This is a genomic window from Enterobacter sp. R-1.6.2, from assembly GCF_035064085.1.
Lineage (GTDB): Bacteria > Pseudomonadota > Gammaproteobacteria > Enterobacterales > Enterobacteriaceae > Enterobacter > Enterobacter asburiae_B.
Genome location: NZ_JASEYI010000019.1, coordinates 66,414 through 84,098 on the forward strand (window position 1 = coordinate 66,414; position 17,685 = coordinate 84,098).

A 17,685-nucleotide genomic window follows, 5' to 3' on the forward strand; every position below is an offset into this window, starting at 1 on the left:
AAAAACCCCGCATGGCGGGGTTTTTTTATAAGACGATAACTTATGCCGCTGGCTGAGTTACAACGTCTTTGATGCCTTTAACTTCGATCTCTACGCGACGATCTGGAGCCAGGCAGTCGATCAGTGCAGCGCGAGCTTTCACGTTGTCACAGGTGTTGCCAGTAACTGGGTTAGATTCGCCCATACCACGTGGGGAGATCTTGTTAGCTGGGATACCTTTAGAGATCAGGTAATCAACAACAGACTGAGCACGTTTCTCAGACAGTTTCTGGTTGTAAGCGTCAGAACCGATACGGTCGGTGAAGCCCAGAACCACTACGGAACCGTCTTTAGGATCCAGGTTGCTCAGCTGGGTGTACAGCTGATCCAGTGCCTGCTGACCTTCTGGTTTCAGAGTCGCTTTGTTGAAGTTGAACAGAACGTCAGACTTCAGAGTGAAGTGCTTGGTCTGTACTTCTGGAGCTGGAGCCGGCGCTGGAGCAACAACTGGAGCTGCTTCTTCCTGCTGGCCGAAACGGTAGGATACACCTACGCTCAGCATGCCGTTGTCTGGACGAACACCAACGGTGTTGCCGTCGCCGATGTTGTTAACCCACTGGTATTCCAGACGGGTAGCGATGTCGCGGGTCATAGCCCACTCAACGCCACCAGCGAATACTGGGGAAACACCGGTGTCATGGTTGTCACCAGAGATGTTGTTGCTGGAATCTGCGCGCCATACCATGCCGCCCAGACGGGTGTACACGTCCAGATCGTCAGTGATTGGGTAGCCCAGTTTAGCGGTCAGCTGAACGCCCTGTGCTTTGAAAGCGCCGTTAATGGTGTCGCCTTTGTATGGCATACGACCTAACCAGTCGTAACCCATTTCAAAACCAACATACGGGTTAACCTGATAGCCACCGAACGCACCTGCACCAAGCTGGCTCTCGTGAGTTGGGCCATCATTGTTCAGGCTGCTGTTGTACCAGCCGGTGTCATGGAACTGAGACCAGCCCAGTTTACCACCTGCATACCAGGTATTATCTTTCGGAGCGGCCTGCGCTACGGTAGCGAAGCCAGCCAGTGCCACTGCAATCGCGATAGCTGTCTTTTTCATTTTTTGCGCCTCGTTATCATCCAAAATTCGCCATGAAAGTCTCAGGAGAGAATCACGGTTAAATCCTTCACCGGGGGGCGTGGTCAAATATAAATCTACCGATATCTTCGGCTTAGGCCGAGCACCCCTGGCGATGTAAAGTCTACAACGTAGCTGAAAACTTACAAGTGTGAAGTCCGTCAGGCATATGAAAAAAAAAGTTCCGTATACCGATTATTTAACATTTTTCGAACGAATTTTGTGCAATAAAATTAAGGAGAACCGCACCAGACAAGCCTTGCCGCAATTTTCAGACCGGGAACTTTAATGCCATCTTGTGGTCAAAAAAAATTCCAGGAAAAATCTTAATTTCACTCAATGATACAAATTTGAGTGAATTTTTAGCCCAGAAAGTTGTCCTCTGCGGTAAGAATCCGATCGAACCGGACGCATAATGAACCCGATCGCATTCCCTTCTTCGGCTGCTTCAGTCAGACGGAAATGTTCCTCTTCCGTCAATTCTTCCGGTAACCATCCAATCACCACGCTGTAATTTCCGGTGCGTAACGCGCGGATCATCGACTCAACGGTATCGCACGGCGGGAGCTGATTAATTTGCATGACCTTAGTAAGCGGAAGGCCTGCGGACTGAACCCATTCACGGCTCAGTTTTTGCTGAGGCGTGAGCCAAAGCTGCCAGCGCGATTGCTGACCAAGCTGTTGTAATAACGGCAACAACAGAAGTTGCGTCAACAGGGGCTGGTCTTCACGATAAACCACTTCACTGATTAGCCCCGTGGAAACACGCTCGACGGAATTCTGCGCGACATTGCCTGCGGTAGAAGAGAGAGAGGTTGAGCGATTTGCATAGCCTGAAGTGTGCATATTCATTCCAGCCCTGTAGTTACTGTATGGATATACAGTAACCCCTGTATGCATAAAGATCAACCTCATTTTCGGAAAGCGACTCGCAAAATTCATTCAATGTTGATGTCCCTCGAAAAATCATCTTGCTCATCGGCAATAAGTTGCCTATTTTCCTGCTAACGGATCCGCTAGTAAGAAATTTCGTTGTTACTTTATGATTTTGAAGGGAAATATCATGAAAAAGATATCTTATGAACGGATTTATAAATCCCAGGAATACCTCTCCCCGTTGGGCGAGATTCATCATCGTGCGCTGTTTGGAGGCTATACCCTGGCGGTGGATGATGCGGTTTTTGCCATGGTGTCAGACGGAGAGCTTTATCTTCGCGCCTGTGAGGAGAGTGCGAAATACTGTGTAAAAAATGCCTCCTCTTTTTTGACGTTGATGAAGCGAGGCCGCCCTGTGCTGCTCAACTATTATCGTGTGGATGACGGATTATGGCAGGACAGGGAGCGGCTGCTTCAGCTCTCCTCGTTTGCGCTCAGTGCGGCAAGAAAAGAGCGCTATCAGCGCCATCAACGAAACCGACTCAAGGATCTGCCAAACCTGACCTTTCAGCTTGAAGTCTTGCTCTTTGAAGCTGGCATCACCAATGAGGAAACGCTGCGGGCGCTGGGTGCCAGAGCGAGCTGGCTGAAGATGCGGGCAAAAAACAAAGCGCTCGGTATTAAAGTTCTCTTCGCGCTGGAAGGGGCTATCGAGGGGCTGCATGAGGCGGCACTCCCGGCAGGCATTCGCCGGGAGCTGACGGAGTGGTTTAATGCGCTGCCTGAGCCACAGGAGAATCACTCCTCCAGGTAGCGATTTGCTGTTGCAGCCGGCAAATTTCAGGCAGCAGAGCGATAAGCAGGCCTATTTGCTGAAGAACCAGCGGCGCTTTGCTGTCGTTTCCTGGGTCAAGATGCGCAATGCGTTGAGCCAGTTCATCCAGGGCCTGTTGAACGCGCGGCTCATCGGCCGGTCGGTGATGAAGTGCGTCATCAACGTAGCAGACGGCGTCATCGAGCAGGTTGAGAATGCCCGGGTTGGTGAGTTTCTCACGGTGGGCACCCAGCGTCGAAATATAGCTGGTGAACGTATGGTTCAGGCAGAGCAGGCGGAACGCAGTCTCACGAATCTCCGCCGTGGCGCGAGGCTCCGTTGACATGTTAGAGACAACGGAGGCCAGTTCTGCATCACTGTTGTGCGCGTCGCGACGGGCTATCCGGTAAGCCAGGCGGTTATCGCGCCCCTGGTGGTACTGCTCCAGGATTGCGTCAAGGTATCGACAGTTGGCGTTCATTGCCCTGTCTACCACGCGCGGCAAATTGCGGAAACGCCAGTCCGGCCAGATAAAGCTGACGGCAGCCCAGGCAATCGCACAGCCAATCAGGGTATCGATCACGCGGGGCAGGGCAACTTCAAACCCTTCACCCAGCAGGTTAAAGCAGAGCAGCACCAGCAGCGTGATGAACATGGTGGCGTGCGCGTACTGCACGTTGCGAAACGCGAAGAACAGCACGCCGGTGATCACAATCAGAATCAGTTGACCTTCAACGGAGGGCACGAAATAGAGCACCGGAAGGCCGATCGCGACGCCGACCAGCGTGCCGATAATACGCAGCGCAAGACGGTGTCGGGTGGCGTTATAGTTTGGCTGGCAGACGAACAGGCTGGTCAGCAGGATCCAGTAGCCGTGGTGCAGCCCGGTTATCTGGATAAAGGCATACCCCACGCACAGCACCAGCGACATTCTTACCGCGTGGCGAAAGAGAGCCGACTCCGGCGTAAAGTTACGGCTCAGCCGTAGCCACATATCGCTAACGCTGTGCACGCTGTCATCAGCAAGCTGATTTTCCACCTCACTGCCCGGCAGCGCCATCGCCTGTTCGGACTCAATGGTCGCCAGCTGAGCATCAATCGCCCGCAGGTTGTTCAGCAGAAAGCCCAGCGCTTTGATGTGCTCCGGTGACGTTCCGCTGGCCTGAACGCGGTCGAGCGCCGCATCAAGATGGCTGAATACGCGTTCAAAGCGGGGGTCATGCTGATAGGGCGTACGCAGCAGAATGGAGCGCGAGAGCTGCTGACACGCCTGAGACTGCATGGACAGCAGGCGCTGGAAGCGGAACATCACGTCGCTGTAGCGGAACTTCTCGCGCAGGGCCGCGTATTGAACGTGCGAGGAGCTGGCACGTTCGTGAATGTCCTGGGCGGCAAAATAGTAGTGTAAGGTCCTTCGCGTTCCGCGCTGACCGCGATCGCCGCGCAGACGGGTAAGCAGAGAGGCTTTTGTCTGGTTAAGGGTGGCGACCAGCTGGCCATTTGCCAGCGCCAGATCGTAGAGCGGAGCCTGGCTTTCTTCCTCGATATCCGGGTCGAACAGCCGGGATTTCAGTTCCAGATAGTGGGCTAACTGCTCAAAGCTGCGGGCAAGGTTATCCTGCAGCGGGCGAACCGGGAAGATCAGATGACCGGTTAGCGTCAGCAGGTTATACCAGATGGCGCCCAGCAGCAGGAGAACCGGCTGCTGGTACCACTGGTCATAGAGGGAAACGCCCAGCATGGTGTAGATAGCGATCAGCAATGCACCAAACGCGATGGTGGCATAGCGCTGCCCGAGGCCGCCCAGCAAAATAAACCCGCTGGTTGAGAGCGTAAGGCCCAGGGCAAACAGCCAGGGCCACGGGAAAAGCAGCTCAACGGACGCTGACGCAATGAAAAAGCAGACGAGCGTAATGACCAGGTTACGTAAGCGCCCGGCCAGACGATCGTCCAGGTCCGCCAGCGCCCCGGCCACTACCCCCAGCGTAAGCGGAATGGTGAGCTTGACATCATTCAGCCACCAGGGCAGTGCAACCGTGCCGCAAAGCGCGATAAATATCCTGACGTTGTATAGCCAGGTGCTGTTCCAGGTATAACGGCGAAGCAGTGGGCTTAGCATAAACGCGGCCGGTCCTTATTTACTGAAAACGACGACGCGCGTTTGCTTCACGCGCCGCCTGGGCCACTTCTACCGGAACAACCCTGCGACCAACGGGCCAAAGGGCGATAGCGGCGATCTTAAAGTTCGCTATCCCCACCGGAATACCAATAATCGTGATGCACTGTGCAATACCGGCAAAAATATGCATGATGCACAGCCACCAGCCGAAGAAAATCAGCCACAGAATGTTCAGCAGGGTTCCGCCCGTATTCATCAGGGCGTTTTTGCTCTCCGGATTGAGCTCGTCAACGTGGATAGCTTCATTTCCGTAGGGGATTAAGGAGAGTTTTGTGATCTCCCAGCAGGAACGGGTCAGGGGAAGCGTGAAAATCAGGACGATGCTCACCAGCGTGGCGAAAAGCCAGGAAAGGGTGGTGGCAAAACCGCCCAGCACAAAATTCAACACATTCAGAACGGTACGCATAAACCCTCACTTCCTTTCGATAAAATTAACGCCCAATGATTGTAACGTTTTTTTAGGCTGGAGCACCTTAAAACTGGCAGTTAAACTGTCAGGTAAATTATCTCTTCGTGGATTTGGCGGAACATGGAACTGAAAGCAACCTCGTTAGGCAAACGCCTGGCGCAACACCCTTACGACAGGGTGGTTCTCCTTAATGCCGGGGTGAAAGTCTCCGGGGAACGCCACGAATACCTTATTCCGTTTAATCAGCTTCTGGCTATCCACTGTAAGCGCGGGCTGGTGTGGGGCGAGCTGGAGTTCGTTCTGCCTGACGATAAAGTCGTGCGTCTTCACGGCACCGAGTGGTCGGAAACCCAGCGTTTCCATCATCACCTGAACGCACTCTGGCAGCAGTGGAGCCAGGATATGAGCGTAATTGCCGCCCAGGTGCTGCAGCAGGTGCTGGACGATATCGCGCAGAGCAACGCACAGCACGCGTGGCTGACCCGTCAGCAGACCGCCGGGCTGCAGCAAAAGATCCGACAGGCACTCTCGGCGCTGCCGCTCTCCGTGACGCGTCTCGACGAGTTTGACAACTGTCGCGACGCCTGGCGCCAGTGTCAGGCCTGGCTGAATGATAAGGATAAAAGCCGTCTCGCCCATAACCAGGCCTGGACGGACGCTATGCTCACCCAATACGCCGACTTTTTCAGTACGGTGGAATCTTCACCGCTCAATCCGGCCCAGGCGCGCGCGGTGGTCAATGGCGAGCAGTCGCTGCTGGTGCTGGCGGGGGCCGGTAGCGGTAAAACGTCGGTACTGGTGGCGCGTGCCGGCTGGCTGCTGACGACCGGAGAAGCGGTAGCCGCTCAAATACTACTTCTGGCCTTTGGCCGCAAGGCTGCTCAGGAGATGGACGAACGTATCCAGGAACGTCTGCACACGCGGGATATCACTGCCAGAACCTTCCATGCCCTTGCGCTGCATATTATTCAGCAGGGCAGTAAAAAAGTGCCTTCCATCAGTAAGCTGGAAAACGACGCGCAGGCGCGTCAGGCGCTGTTCATCAAAGCGTGGCGCCAGCAGTGCAGTGAGAAAAAGGCGCAGGCGAAAGGGTGGCGTCAGTGGCTGGAGGAGGAGCTCGGCTGGGAGGTGCCAGAGGGCAGCTTCTGGCAGGATGACAAACTGGCGCGTCGGCTGGGTTCGCGACTTGACCGCTGGGTCAGCCTGATGCGAATGCACGGTGGAACGCAGGCAGAGATGATTGAAAGCGCGCCGGAGGCGATCCGCGATCTGTTCTCGAAACGGGTCAAGCTGATGGCTCCGCTGCTGAAAGCCTGGAAAAACGCGCTGAAAGAGGAAAATGCCGTCGATTTCTCCGGTTTGATCCATCAGGCCATCATCATTCTTGAGAAGGGACGTTTTGTCAGCCCGTGGAAACACATTCTGGTGGATGAGTTCCAGGATATCTCTCCGCAGCGTGCTGCACTACTCTCGGCGCTACGGGCGCAAAATAAACATACGTCGCTGTTTGCGGTGGGTGACGACTGGCAGGCCATCTATCGCTTCAGCGGGGCGCAGCTCTCCCTGACGACCGCGTTCCACCACTATTTTGGCGAAGGGGATCGCAGCGATCTGGACACCACCTACCGCTTCAATTCACGCATTGGTGAGATCGCCAACCGCTTTATCCAGCAGAACCCGCATCAGCTGGCCAAGCCACTCAATAGCCTGCGCCCAGGGGATAAAAAAGCGGTCACCCTGCTGGCGGATGACCAGCTGGAGCCGCTGCTGGACAAGCTCAGCGGCTACGCGAAGCCCGATGAACGTATTCTGGTGCTGGCCCGCTACCATCACCTTAAGCCCGCGGCGCTGGAAAAAGCCGCCACCCGCTGGCCGAAACTGCAGCTTGAATTTATGACAATTCACGCCAGCAAAGGGCAGCAGGCTGACTATGTGATTGTGCTGGGGCTGAAAGAGGGCAGCGACGGTTTCCCGGCCCCGGCCCGCGAGTCGGTGATGGAAGAGGCCCTGCTGCCGGTGCCGGAAGATTTCCCGGATGCCGAAGAGCGGCGTTTGCTGTATGTGGCCATCACCCGCGCGCGGCATCGCGTGTGGCTGCTGTTCAATAAAGAGGAGCCATCCGTGTTTGTCGATATCCTGAAGAGTATTGATGTGCCGGTGGCGCGTAAGCCATAACGATGTCAGGCAAGATTTTGTAGCCGGGTAAGGCATAGCCGCCACCCGGCAAAAAAGCTACTTCAGTCTGTCGGAAAGATAACGCTGATAGTCCGGAATAAGGATATCAACCGGCGAGTTAAACTGCGGCGATTCGATGATGAAATCCGCCGTCGACAGGTTTGTCGCCACCGGAATATTCCACACCGTCGCCAGGCGCAGCAGCGCTTTAACATCCGGATCGTGCGGAACCGCGTTCAGCGGGTCCCAGAAGAAGATCAGCACATCAATTTTCCCTTCGGAAATCTGCGCGCCGACCTGCTGATCGCCGCCCATCGGACCGCTCAGCATGGCATTCACCTGCAGACCCGTTTCGCGCTGGATCAGGTTACCGGTTGTGCCGGTCGCCGACAGGGCGTGCTTTTCCAGCGAAGGCTGATGGCGGCGAACCCAGTTAAGCAGCATTTGTTTACAGTGATCGTGCGCCACAAGAGCAATGTGTTTGCGCTCAGGCAGCGTGCGTGTTGTCAGTTCCATAATCATATCCATCAGGTTAACTGACTACACGATGACGGGAACCGTCTGACGCTGCAAGAGAAAGGCGTAAAAAATGTGGCTTATGATGAAGGTTGTTGTTTTGCCCACTGTAAAAAACGGGCCCGCGTGTCGGGATCGGCCTGCTGGAACCAGAATTTTAGGCGCTGTTCCGTCAGCGTCTGGGACTGAGGTGGAATAACGTCCAGTTCAGAGACGCCGGATAGAAGCGTACTGTCGTCCGCCATCATGGTGGCAAACTGCGGAAGCGATGCGCGTTTTCCCGCTTTGTTATAGGTCTGGGTCGCGGCCTCGTAATCCGGGCCTTTCGGCGAGGTCGTTAACGCCAGAATATCCAGCTTCACCGGAATCGGCATCGCATTCCCGTCCAGTAGTTCAACGCGGGGTGAAGCGTCGAAGGCCGCAGATTCCTTCTCCGTTTCAAGGCGAGGCAGGGTGATGTTCACCTGACTGATTTGCCGGGTATTAAAGCTGACGATCAGCGGCGGGGAGATGTACATCCGTTGCTCGTGATTAGCCAGACCGATCGACTTTTCTACCCGAAAGACCAGCTGATGCGGCCCGTTATCTAACTCGATGCTGTCTGCACCGCGCAATAACGAGCTGGAGACCTTTTTTCCGTCCAGTACAAGAAGATCAATGTCGGTAGAGAGCCGGAGCGTGGTAGCAAAAACGCAGACCGGCATCACTAACGCAATCAGGGCAGTGGCAATACCGGTTTTCATAGAAGGCTCCCGTCAGAAATCCTGTCGCCGCATTAATGTATCTAAATTTTTCGATAATCACGTTTACTAACATATAGACATATTTCGCCATTTTGCCCTCATGCATCTGTATGGGATGGATGGTTGAGATGTGCGGTTTGGCGTACACTTTTAAAAAAGCTAGGAGAAAAACCATGAAAGAGAACGATATTGCCGAGATTCTGACATCCACGCGTACCATTGCGCTGGTGGGCGCGAGCGATAAACCCGATCGTCCCAGCTATCGGGTGATGAAATACCTTCTCGATCAGGGCTATCACGTTATCCCGGTCTCACCAAAAGTGGCGGGGAAAACATTGCTGGGTCAGCAGGGTTACGCCACGCTCGCGGACGTGCCGGAAAAAATCGATATGGTCGATGTCTTCCGTAATTCCGAGGCAGCGTGGGAAGTGGCGCAGGACGCTATCGCCGTAGGGGCGAAAACGCTGTGGATGCAGCTGGGCGTGATTAACGAGCAGGCCGCCGTGCTGGCGCGGGATGCGGGGTTGAAGGTCGTCATGGATCGCTGTCCGGCGATCGACATCCCCCGTCTGGGGCTGGCGAAGTAATAAAAAAAAGCCCGTTATCGGGCTTTTTTTACACGCTTAGTTCCGCAGGCGCGGAGCCTGTAACTGTTTGCGGATAGTCTGAGCAAGTTCATCCATTGTGGGTTGCTCCGGATGCTCTTCCTGCAGCTCGCTACTCAGCTGCGCTTCGGCCAGATAGGTGTGAACGGGTTGTCCATCATCACCTTCCATTACCACATGGTACCAGGGCGCGGCGCGAAGCTCTGCGTTCACCGCCAGCTCGTCTGCTGACGGTTCATCAAGGGAATACTCCGGGTCGATATCCACGACCACACCCAAATACCCTAGCAAAGTGTGGCGGACCTGCTGGCCGATACCGAATTTGCTGGCAATCATAGTCACCTCCCGGGAAATACGACTTACACGTTATGTGCGGGCAATATTTCTCTTTTCAAGTTACATGACGCGACAGGCAAACCCTTTCAGATACAGTCCTTCCGGGTAGGTAGCAATCACGGGGTGATCGGCTGCCTGACGGAACTGCTCTATAAATTGTACATCACGACCAGCATCTATTGCGGCATCGGCGATGATTTTCTGAAATAAATCTGTGGTCATCAGGCCGGAGCAGGAGAAGGTGAGCAGAACCCCGCCCGGGTTCAGCAGCTGGATAGCCAGCATGTTGATATCTTTATACCCGCGGCACGCGCCCATCAGCTGGCTTTTGTTTTCCACAAACTTCGGCGGATCCATCACGATGACGTCGAACTTCTCGCCCTGATCGCGATATTTACGCAGCAGCTTGAACACGTCATCGCGGACAAACTCCGCTTTGCTCAAGTCCAGCTTGTTGAGCTCGACGTTCTGTTTTGCCACGTCCAGCGCTTCCTGCGAGGTGTCCACGCTCACCACCTGAGCACAGCCGCCCATCAGCGCCGAAACGGCAAAACCGCCGGTATAGGAGAAGCAGTTCAGCACGCGTTTGTCGGCAACGTACTGACGCGTAGCCAGACGGCTGTCGCGCTGGTCGAGGTAGTAACCCGTTTTGTGCCCGCCCTGAATATCCACCAGCAGCTTCATGCCGTGCTCTTCAATCGGCAGCAGGGCCGGTGGCAGTTCGCCCGTTACGGGCCCCTGAGTCAGCTCCATGCCTTCTTTTTTGCGCACCGCCACATCGCTGCGGTCGTAAATGGCGCATTCCGGGAACAGCGTTTGCAGCGCGCTGATCAGCGCTGCACGCTGGTATTCCGCTCCGGCGCTCAGGAGCTGCAGCACCAGGAAGTTACCGAAGCGATCGATGGTCACGCCAGGCAGGCCGTCGGACTCACCGGCAATCAGGCGGTAGCTGTCCAGCCCGTCGCGTTTTGCCAGCCAGTCGCGCCACTGCTGCGCCTGCTGCAGACGGCGAACGAAGAAATCGATGTCGATGGTTTCATCTTTATCAAACGTCCAGACGCGAGCGCGGATCTGGGACGCTGGTGAGTAGGCGCCTCGCGCTAACCATTTCCCCTGATGGTCAACGATATCAATGGTTTCACCGAGGCTGGCTTTGCCTTCCATACGGGCAACCGCGCCGGAAAAGACCCAGGGATGACGGCGCAGTAATGATTTCTCGCGCCCTTTGGCTAACACTAAACGTACACTCATAATTTGCTGTTCTGTCGATTTCAGGAAATGGCGCGTAGATTACCACATTCAGCAAGGCGCAATCATCTGCGGATACCGTTGAGCGTTTCGGCACAAAATCAAATCGCTTAGGCACATTACGATATTGCCGCTGGGTTTAGAGTGGGGCTTCCGGTACAGCAGAGGGAGCACCCATGAAAAAGCGCAGTGTGATAGCAATAGCCGCTCTGGCGGCGATGAGTTTTCAGGTTTTAGCAACAACGCCTTTCGACGTCACCAGCCGGGATATTTCCGGCGAAAGGCGACTGGCGCAACAGCAGGTATTTGAGGGGTTTGGCTGCCACGGTGGGAATATCTCACCGCAGCTGGCATGGAAAAATCCGCCTGCCGGTACGAAAAGTTTTGCCGTCACGGTATATGACCCGGATGCGCCTACCGGCAGCGGCTGGTGGCACTGGACCGTAGCCAATATTCCGGCGAAGACAATGACGCTGCCCGCTGACGCCGGTAACCCGAACGGCGAGAAATTACCTGCCGGCGTTGTGCAGGGGCGTAATGATTTCGGCTATTCTGGATTCGGCGGCGCATGTCCACCCGAAGGGGACAAGCCTCACCGCTATCAGATTACCGTCTGGGCCCTGGACGTGGATAAACTGCCCGTCGACAACAATGCCAGCGGCGCGCTGGTCGGTTTTATGCTCAATAGTCACGTTCTGGCAAAGGCTCAGTTAACAGCAACCTACAGCAGATAAGGATGGCAGGGTGCAGGAGTTTCATTTTCGACATAACCATCTTACCGCGGGTGAAGTGACTGCCAGCAAAATGCATCGCCTGCACCAGGTTAAGCTCTTTTTTCCGGCTATTTGTCATATCACTCACGGCACTAAGGTGATAGTTCAGGATGATAACCGCCTGGAGGCGACACGGGATGAGCTCATTATTATCCCGGCCAATACGGCGATGGAGATTATCAATCAGCCTGTAAACGGTCTGTTTCACTCGGATTTGCTGATGTTATCCCCGGAGATCGTCGCCGAGTTTAAGGCGCATTACCTGAAATCCTGGCCGCGCACGACGCTGCATTCGCTCTGCGCCCCGCTGAGCGAGGGATTGGCGTTTATGTGGGACAATCTGCTGCACGCCGTGCGTCAGGATTTACCGGAGGCGCTACAAAAGCATCAGGCTTTCGGCCTTTTGCTGGCCCTGCTGCACGATGGCGTGGCGGGTCCGCTGCTTGTTGAGCGCAACAGTAACCTGACCGAGCAGGTGCGGCAGTTCATTATGCTGTCGCCCGCCAGAGACTGGACCGCGCAGGACGTTGCCAGCCGTCTGGCCTTAAGCGTGCCGACGCTGCGCAGACGCTTGCGTGAAGAATCGCAGAGTTTTCGCCAGATCGTGGAGGAGGTGAGGATGGCCGTTGCTTTGTCACAGCTCCAGTCAACCCGATTACCGATTGGTGAAATCGCATTACAATGTGGGTATCTTTCCAGCTCTCGTTTCACCGCCCGTTTCCGGCAGCACTATGGCTGTTTGCCGAAAACGCTACGTTAAGGAGAAGAAAAATGTCAAAAGTCTGCACCATTGCCTGGGTTCACGGCGTTGTTCAGGGCGTGGGGTTCCGCTACAGCACCCAGCGCGAAGCGGTTGAGCTTGGGCTCACGGGATACGCGCGAAATAGGGACGACGGCAGCGTTGAGGTGGTCGCCTGCGGCGAAGCGGAGCAGGTCGACAAGCTGGTGGCGTGGCTGAAAGCGGGTGGGCCGCGCAGCGCACGGGTTGATAAGGTCTTAACGGAACCGCATCAACCCGGGCGCGAATACGTAAACTTCGGGATTCGGTATTAAATACACTTCACCGGCTTAGGCAGGCCGGCAATTTTGGTGGCCTGTTTTGCCGGGCCTTTCGGGAACAGACGATACAGATAGCGGCTGTTGCCTTTCTCTTCGCCGAACTTATTGGCCATGGCTTTAACCAGCATGCGGATCGCCGGAGAGGTGTTGAATTCAAGATAGAACTCGCGAACAAAACGCACCACTTCCCAGTGTTCGGGGGAGAGGGTAATCCCTTCGTTTCCCGCAATTTTCTCCGCCAGCGGCTCGCTCCAGAGCGTCGTATCTTTCAGATAGCCTTCGCTATCGGTCTCAATTTCCTGGCCTGCAAAAATGAACATAATCTTCTGTCGTCTGTGAAAAAAACGGCGACAGTGTAGCAAAAAAGCCGCCGAAGGATAAGCCGTGCCCTACAGGAGCAGTTGCAGCAGATTGTTGGCATTAAGCTTTTTCAGCGCGTTGCATTTATACGTTGATACCTGTTTTTCACTCATTTGTGTCATATGCGCGATATGCCTTACCGATTGTCCGTTAACCAGCCTGTCGAGAACGTTAAACTCCATGCCTGTAAGGCAACAATTCAGGCTGCGAATCCGGCGAGGCTCTTTAGCAAGCAAATACGCCGCATCCGCGACGGCAATTCTGTCATCAATGATATATAAGGTCAGCGTGGCAAACCGCTTACGCAGATGGGTAGCCAGCGCCCAACCTTTTTCATTGCACACCAGATATACCATTCCTGCCCAGCGCCTGGCCTCCAACTGGAGCAGAATGTCGACCAGCGCCAGATGTGCCCCCGTGACGGAAAATCGGCAACGGATAACGAGGGTGTCGCAGGCCAACAGCGAACGGCGCCACTTTACCGTGTCGCTCTCAACCAGCGTCTGAGCGTTACGGCGAAGAAGGGCGTAGCGCAGCCCCTCGGCATAAAAACGATTATTATCAAGAATGATGTAATTCACGGCGGTCTCTTTATAACGTACTGGGAGTGTAGATAACGCGTAGCGTGCCGGTGTAATCCCCGGCATTTTTGCTGCTGGCGGAAAACGACGGCGTGGTCAGAATGATAGGTGCGGGGACGCACTGTACTGTTTCACGCCCACCTGGCAGGATCACTTGCCGAAGATATTTAGGGTCATTCACCCCCTCCCAGACGACGGTAGTGCCGTTTGTTACCGTTTCCGTGGCGCCCGTGACAGGATGGATCACCGAAACCCGGTAATCGAGACGGTCTCTCGGTTCCGTCTGGCTTCCGCCGCGCCTGCGGATGGAGAATGCCCCAGCAGCGCGATCTGCTGCTTCCAGCCCGTCGTCTTCAAAGCGCAGGAAGAGGCGACGACTGGTGCTGCTGTTACCATCGTAAAGACACATATCGAGCCCGGTTTCACCGCTGATCTCACTTCCTCCTGGTCTGCCAGGAAAGTTAGTCAGGTTTAGATTGACGACAGGGGTTGAATGCGGGAAGGCTGGCAGGTAAATTTGTTGATTACCCGTATCGACAACTTCGAGCTTGATTTCTGCAGACCATTTAGCGAGGTTGGTGTCACCACATCCCAAGCTAACCGGAAGTCCCCCACAACTCCCGTTATTCCATAACCTAACATTCTGTATTAACGTTTGGGACCAGATACCGGAGAGATTCAGTTTGCTCAATTCACTGCCGACAATATAAAAATCAAAATAAGGTTCGCGATCCCAGTCTGCTCTGTTGTAGGACCCATCGGTAACATAGCTCGCAAGGGTGATGGCGCTTTTACGGAGAAACATATGCTTCTCACCGTATACCTTTAGTTCCACCTTATTGTTTGTCGCCAGATGGGTAAATTGCACACTAATTGCATATGGCGGCGATGGGTTATCTTCCACCGAGTATTGATTCGTACGACAGCCCCCTTGAGGGTTGTTGGTCGATAAACAGGTGAGTGTGTTCATTCCCCATTTTTGGGGGGTTAGAGGATCATAACCGGCTGACTCCTGGTTCCAGATATAAAAGCGGTTGGGTGGCGCTGTACGATCGAAGCTCAGACTGACAGTCGTGTTTTTGTCTGCGGGGGGCGCTGCTGGCGATTTCACTGCCCAGAGGCAGGCAAGCAACGAAAGTAAAATCTGTTTGTTCATCATTTTCCTTTTACATCGTTATCAGTATTCATTACCGTGGCGTCAACCGCCTTTCCATGTCTGGTTAGCATTAACTGCGCCTGCTGTTGAACCGTTTCTGGCAGAGCGGAAAATGTCATTCCCCGGCAAGTTATGGTGCCGACATAGCGCACCACATCACGCATACTCTTGACGTTAAGCGCGCATTGATAAAACTGCTGCTGGCTAACCATATAAAGTTGGTGGAGAAGGACATCGCTTTGTGCGCTAAAACCCCCTTGTCCCAGATCGTTCCAGCCATTGACATTTATAGGCACGGCTCCCGTCAGCGGGACATGACGTTCATCTGTCAACCGTCCAACCCAGGTGTAGCTTGCTGAAGTGTGCACGTCTCTATGAAGCAATTTCCCGGGCACCATAAACACCGTTCTGCTCCCTGACCCCTGTGTGATTTCACTGCTGGCACCGTGAGAAATTTTCAGGGATTCGTTAATGGTCAGCGTCGTTTGTCGATAGCCCGGTACGGTGAACAACCCCTGGCTGTTCGTTGGGATATCCGCACTACCGCCGTTATCCAGCGAGACGGCAACACGGGATGTCTCGCTTTCTTCCGGTGTAGAGACGTTAACCGCAACGGCTGATGCTGGACGTCCATCACTCCAGCGGCCAAGCCACAACCCGGAGCGCGACAGCGCGAATGTTGAACTGTAATTTCCGCTTCCGCTCGGAGTGTGGCTGCGCGCGTTTCTGTCCCAGAAGTCGCTGAACATCAGGCTGACATTACCGAAACGCCCTCCTTGTCGCGTGTATGCCGATGCGTTAAGCGAATTACTGTTGATTCCGGATGCGCTCAGACCGTATTCGTTCTCGCCACGTGCGTCTGCGTACCAGTTATGCGCTACGCTATAGCTGAGCTGGTTTTTTTCGTTTTGCTGCCCCTGCCAGGTAGCCCCCAAAGAGGTATAACTTGAGGTCTCCCTTTGAGGGGGATTTGCCAGAGACAGGTTTAAGCTCAAGTAACCGCCTTTGTCGCTGCCACTGCGTGAGTCGTCGTTGCGCTTAAACACATTGGCGCTGCCGTAAATATTCAGGCCACGGATATTAAAACTGCTGCTCAGCCCCGCCTGCCAGGCACGAGAGTGAGAGCGTGTCATATAAACCTGTTCCCAGGGGAGACCTTCGTCGTAACGATCGTCATAATGAGAAAGCTCGCGGCGGTAGACGTAACGTCCTTCGCTGTGGTTATCGGAATAGCCCAGGCTGGCATACCACGATCCGAGAGGTACGGAAAACAGTGTCGACAGCGTACGGTAACAACCGTTAACAGCGTCGAATCCCTGGCTTCTGTTATCGCAGCTATCTGCTGATAATGCGTTACGATAAAAACTCAGGGAAAAACCATCGTTATAGCTGACCTGTTGGATATTTCCTCGTTCTCCATTGCTGCCGTACAGGTAGCTAAAACGTGTGCTAAGCACCCCATCAATCGGCCCTGAATTAAAACCCTGGCTCCAGTCAACGGCATTTTCCAGAAAACGGCGCTCACTTGTTGCAGTGACGCCACTGGACAGGGCCAGTGTCGGTGTGAGAGGCAGGCGAATCCCTGCTTGTGCTACGGCAGAACGTGATTCATCTGGCCCATCGTTATTAGTTTCACCACCCTGCATAAACCATTCGATGCGATCAAACGGGGTTATACCGGTACGAGTAAAGGGAACTTGTTCAGTGCGTGTTAGACGGTTATTTTCATAGATTGCCAGAGTGACGGTGTAGCTGCCCTCCGGGAACGAACGGGTATCCAGTGTTTGCGCCCCGGCGTTCAGGTAAAAGCTGGCCAGCAACTGCTCTCCCCGACGTGCGTCTATGCGGGCGTCATGGGACAAAAGAACGGTGAGTGGCGTGCCGTGCGAAAGCTGAACCGGATTGATCCATGCCCGGGTCGAACCCGCGCGAAGCCCACGTATTTTCCCCAAAGGAAGCTGGCTGAGAGAAATATTTCCCCCGGTGTTGCTGAATAAATCGCGGGTGTCCATCTCCCCCAGTTGAATATAGTGTTCACGGCCTATGTCCTGACGATACCAGGCATTGTTGACGGTGACATTCTGCTGTTGCTGATGGTGGGATCGTTGCCCAAGCCAGGCCCAGTCGAGATTGAAATAACCGTCATCTGTAACCGCCAGCGCACCACTACCTTGAACGGTGGCCGACTGATAAACTCTGTCCGCAACAAAGTTAATATTTTGCTGATGAATAAGTGCGTTTTCGCTGCCGTGCGTCGGCTGATACCATTGACTTCCCGCTGTGCGTTTTGGCAAATACTGCTTATCAAAAAATAGATTTATGCGTGCGTTATTTTCGTCATAGATAATTGCCGCGCGGCGGGTATTGATATAATCACATCCTGGCGCTGAACCGTTGCTACTGCAGGCGAGGTTGCCGTTGCGAGGCAGCGGTGCAGCCAGCGTATTGCTTACGGAGGCAAGAAGCGCTGGATCGTCATTAAATTGACGTTTAACGGCGGCGATAAGCGCCTGCGGTCTGATAAAGGTGACCGTCTCAAGATTAGTATCTATTTCAAAAAGACCAAGTGATTCTCCATACAGGCTGACTTCCGTCCACAGACGCTGAGTTTTTGCCAGATCCTCAAACCCAGATGGGATTGCCATTTCTGCACAGGCAAGTTGAATTGATGCGGGTAATAGAGAAACAAAAAGGAGAGTACTTCTGTGAAAAGCCATAAGTGAGCCTCAACATCATCCTGA

Annotated in this window: 18 protein-coding genes; 6 read left to right on the forward strand and 12 right to left on the reverse strand. The window is 54.3% G+C overall.

Going from position 1 to position 17,685, the window contains the following annotated elements:
* Positions 1–40: 40 nt before the first annotated feature.
* On the reverse strand, positions 41–1,096 hold the full coding sequence (ompA, locus tag QMN93_RS19055; protein WP_023311028.1) for a porin OmpA: 1,056 nt from the start codon (positions 1,094–1,096) through the stop codon (positions 41–43).
* A gap of 354 nt (positions 1,097–1,450) precedes the next feature.
* Positions 1,451–1,960 (reverse strand): SOS-induced cell division inhibitor SulA, encoded by a 510-nt coding sequence (sulA, locus tag QMN93_RS19060; RefSeq protein ID WP_033145120.1) that lies wholly within the window; start codon positions 1,958–1,960, stop codon positions 1,451–1,453.
* Between the two features lie 217 nt (positions 1,961–2,177).
* On the opposite strand from sulA, the gene QMN93_RS19065 reads away from it, so the two are divergent.
* A complete protein-coding gene (locus tag QMN93_RS19065; protein ID WP_033145121.1) occupies positions 2,178–2,804 on the forward strand; it encodes a TfoX/Sxy family DNA transformation protein in 627 nt (208 codons plus the stop codon).
* Here the strand turns inward: QMN93_RS19065 and yccS are convergent.
* Both yccS and QMN93_RS19075 read right to left on the reverse strand, forming a co-directional pair.
* Positions 2,761–4,923 carry a YccS family putative transporter gene (gene yccS, locus QMN93_RS19070; protein ID WP_033145122.1) on the reverse strand — a complete coding sequence of 721 codons (2,163 nt, stop codon included), beginning with the start codon at positions 4,921–4,923 and terminating at the stop codon, positions 2,761–2,763. The genes QMN93_RS19065 and yccS overlap by 44 nt on opposite strands.
* Positions 4,924–4,942: 19 nt before the next feature.
* Positions 4,943–5,389: a YccF domain-containing protein gene (locus QMN93_RS19075; RefSeq protein WP_023311032.1), complete on the reverse strand. Its 447-nt coding sequence runs from the start codon at positions 5,387–5,389 to the stop codon at positions 4,943–4,945.
* Positions 5,390–5,512: 123 nt separating this feature from the next.
* On the opposite strand from QMN93_RS19075, the gene helD reads away from it, so the two are divergent.
* Positions 5,513–7,567 (forward strand): DNA helicase IV, encoded by a 2,055-nt coding sequence (helD, locus tag QMN93_RS19080; protein WP_182383275.1) that lies wholly within the window; start codon positions 5,513–5,515, stop codon positions 7,565–7,567.
* Between the two features lie 57 nt (positions 7,568–7,624).
* Here the strand turns inward: helD and mgsA are convergent, their stop codons facing one another.
* Together mgsA and QMN93_RS19090 are read right to left on the reverse strand one after the other, a co-directional pair.
* Complete coding sequence (mgsA, locus tag QMN93_RS19085) at positions 7,625–8,083, reverse strand: methylglyoxal synthase (RefSeq protein WP_033145124.1); 459 nt, start codon at positions 8,081–8,083, stop codon at positions 7,625–7,627.
* 80 nt (positions 8,084–8,163) lie between these two features.
* Positions 8,164–8,826 (reverse strand): DUF2057 family protein, encoded by a 663-nt coding sequence (locus QMN93_RS19090; protein WP_033145125.1) that lies wholly within the window; start codon positions 8,824–8,826, stop codon positions 8,164–8,166.
* A gap of 173 nt (positions 8,827–8,999) precedes the next feature.
* On the opposite strand from QMN93_RS19090, the gene QMN93_RS19095 reads away from it, so the two are divergent.
* The gene (locus tag QMN93_RS19095; RefSeq protein WP_028012609.1) at positions 9,000–9,413 is read left to right on the forward strand and encodes a CoA-binding protein; all 414 of its coding nucleotides are present in this window, start codon (positions 9,000–9,002) and stop codon (positions 9,411–9,413) included.
* A 36-nt stretch (positions 9,414–9,449) separates the two neighbouring features.
* Here the strand turns inward: QMN93_RS19095 and hspQ are convergent, their stop codons facing one another.
* A complete protein-coding gene (hspQ, locus tag QMN93_RS19100; protein WP_008499919.1) occupies positions 9,450–9,767 on the reverse strand; it encodes a heat shock protein HspQ in 318 nt (105 codons plus the stop codon).
* Between the two features lie 60 nt (positions 9,768–9,827).
* Entirely contained in the window at positions 9,828–11,018 is a 1,191-nt protein-coding gene (gene rlmI, locus QMN93_RS19105; RefSeq protein ID WP_032658151.1) for a 23S rRNA (cytosine(1962)-C(5))-methyltransferase RlmI, read from the reverse strand.
* 173 nt (positions 11,019–11,191) lie between these two features.
* Between rlmI and QMN93_RS19110 the strand changes: the two genes are divergently transcribed.
* From QMN93_RS19110 to yccX, 3 genes are read left to right on the forward strand one after another with little or no spacing between them, the layout of a single operon-like run.
* A complete protein-coding gene (locus tag QMN93_RS19110) occupies positions 11,192–11,749 on the forward strand; it encodes a kinase inhibitor (protein WP_039261620.1) in 558 nt (185 codons plus the stop codon).
* A 10-nt stretch (positions 11,750–11,759) separates the two neighbouring features.
* A complete protein-coding gene (locus QMN93_RS19115; protein WP_039261622.1) occupies positions 11,760–12,548 on the forward strand; it encodes an AraC family transcriptional regulator in 789 nt (262 codons plus the stop codon).
* 11 nt (positions 12,549–12,559) lie between these two features.
* Positions 12,560–12,841, forward strand: a complete 282-nt coding sequence (gene yccX, locus QMN93_RS19120; protein WP_033145129.1) for an acylphosphatase — start codon at positions 12,560–12,562, stop codon at positions 12,839–12,841.
* Here the strand turns inward: yccX and tusE are convergent.
* The 4 genes from tusE to QMN93_RS19140 form a co-directional block, all read right to left on the reverse strand.
* Entirely contained in the window at positions 12,838–13,167 is a 330-nt protein-coding gene (gene tusE / locus QMN93_RS19125; protein ID WP_193138997.1) for a sulfurtransferase TusE, read from the reverse strand. The two genes, yccX and tusE, sit on opposite strands and share 4 nt — an antisense overlap.
* A 69-nt stretch (positions 13,168–13,236) precedes the next feature.
* Positions 13,237–13,788: a LuxR C-terminal-related transcriptional regulator gene (locus tag QMN93_RS19130; RefSeq protein WP_182383276.1), complete on the reverse strand. Its 552-nt coding sequence runs from the start codon at positions 13,786–13,788 to the stop codon at positions 13,237–13,239.
* 10 nt (positions 13,789–13,798) lie between these two features.
* The gene (locus tag QMN93_RS19135; RefSeq protein ID WP_182383958.1) at positions 13,799–14,944 is read right to left on the reverse strand and encodes a CfaE/CblD family pilus tip adhesin; all 1,146 of its coding nucleotides are present in this window, start codon (positions 14,942–14,944) and stop codon (positions 13,799–13,801) included.
* Positions 14,944–17,661 carry a TcfC E-set like domain-containing protein gene (locus tag QMN93_RS19140; protein WP_182383277.1) on the reverse strand — a complete coding sequence of 906 codons (2,718 nt, stop codon included), beginning with the start codon at positions 17,659–17,661 and terminating at the stop codon, positions 14,944–14,946. Before QMN93_RS19140 ends, QMN93_RS19135 begins: the two co-directional genes overlap by 1 nt.
* Positions 17,662–17,685: the final 24 nt, after the last annotated feature.

Excerpts from the sequence above, each read along its gene's own strand:
- hspQ (WP_008499919.1), bottom strand. The coding sequence starts at position 9,767 with ATGATTGCCAGCAAATTCGGTATCGGCCAGCAGGTCCGCCACACTTTG.
- QMN93_RS19090 (WP_033145125.1), bottom strand. The coding sequence starts at position 8,826 with ATGAAAACCGGTATTGCCACTGCCCTGATTGCGTTAGTGATGCCGGTC.
- yccS (WP_033145122.1), bottom strand. The coding sequence starts at position 4,923 with ATGCTAAGCCCACTGCTTCGCCGTTATACCTGGAACAGCACCTGGCTA.
- QMN93_RS19140 (WP_182383277.1), bottom strand. The coding sequence starts at position 17,661 with ATGGCTTTTCACAGAAGTACTCTCCTTTTTGTTTCTCTATTACCCGCA.
- sulA (WP_033145120.1), bottom strand. The coding sequence starts at position 1,960 with ATGCACACTTCAGGCTATGCAAATCGCTCAACCTCTCTCTCTTCTACC.
- QMN93_RS19095 (WP_028012609.1), top strand. The coding sequence starts at position 9,000 with ATGAAAGAGAACGATATTGCCGAGATTCTGACATCCACGCGTACCATT.
- helD (WP_182383275.1), top strand. The coding sequence starts at position 5,513 with ATGGAACTGAAAGCAACCTCGTTAGGCAAACGCCTGGCGCAACACCCT.
- QMN93_RS19075 (WP_023311032.1), bottom strand. The coding sequence starts at position 5,389 with ATGCGTACCGTTCTGAATGTGTTGAATTTTGTGCTGGGCGGTTTTGCC.
- QMN93_RS19135 (WP_182383958.1), bottom strand. The coding sequence starts at position 14,944 with ATGAACAAACAGATTTTACTTTCGTTGCTTGCCTGCCTCTGGGCAGTG.
- ompA (WP_023311028.1), bottom strand. The coding sequence starts at position 1,096 with ATGAAAAAGACAGCTATCGCGATTGCAGTGGCACTGGCTGGCTTCGCT.
- yccX (WP_033145129.1), top strand. The coding sequence starts at position 12,560 with ATGTCAAAAGTCTGCACCATTGCCTGGGTTCACGGCGTTGTTCAGGGC.
- QMN93_RS19110 (WP_039261620.1), top strand. The coding sequence starts at position 11,192 with ATGAAAAAGCGCAGTGTGATAGCAATAGCCGCTCTGGCGGCGATGAGT.
- QMN93_RS19065 (WP_033145121.1), top strand. The coding sequence starts at position 2,178 with ATGAAAAAGATATCTTATGAACGGATTTATAAATCCCAGGAATACCTC.
- rlmI (WP_032658151.1), bottom strand. The coding sequence starts at position 11,018 with ATGAGTGTACGTTTAGTGTTAGCCAAAGGGCGCGAGAAATCATTACTG.
- tusE (WP_193138997.1), bottom strand. The coding sequence starts at position 13,167 with ATGTTCATTTTTGCAGGCCAGGAAATTGAGACCGATAGCGAAGGCTAT.
- mgsA (WP_033145124.1), bottom strand. The coding sequence starts at position 8,083 with ATGGAACTGACAACACGCACGCTGCCTGAGCGCAAACACATTGCTCTT.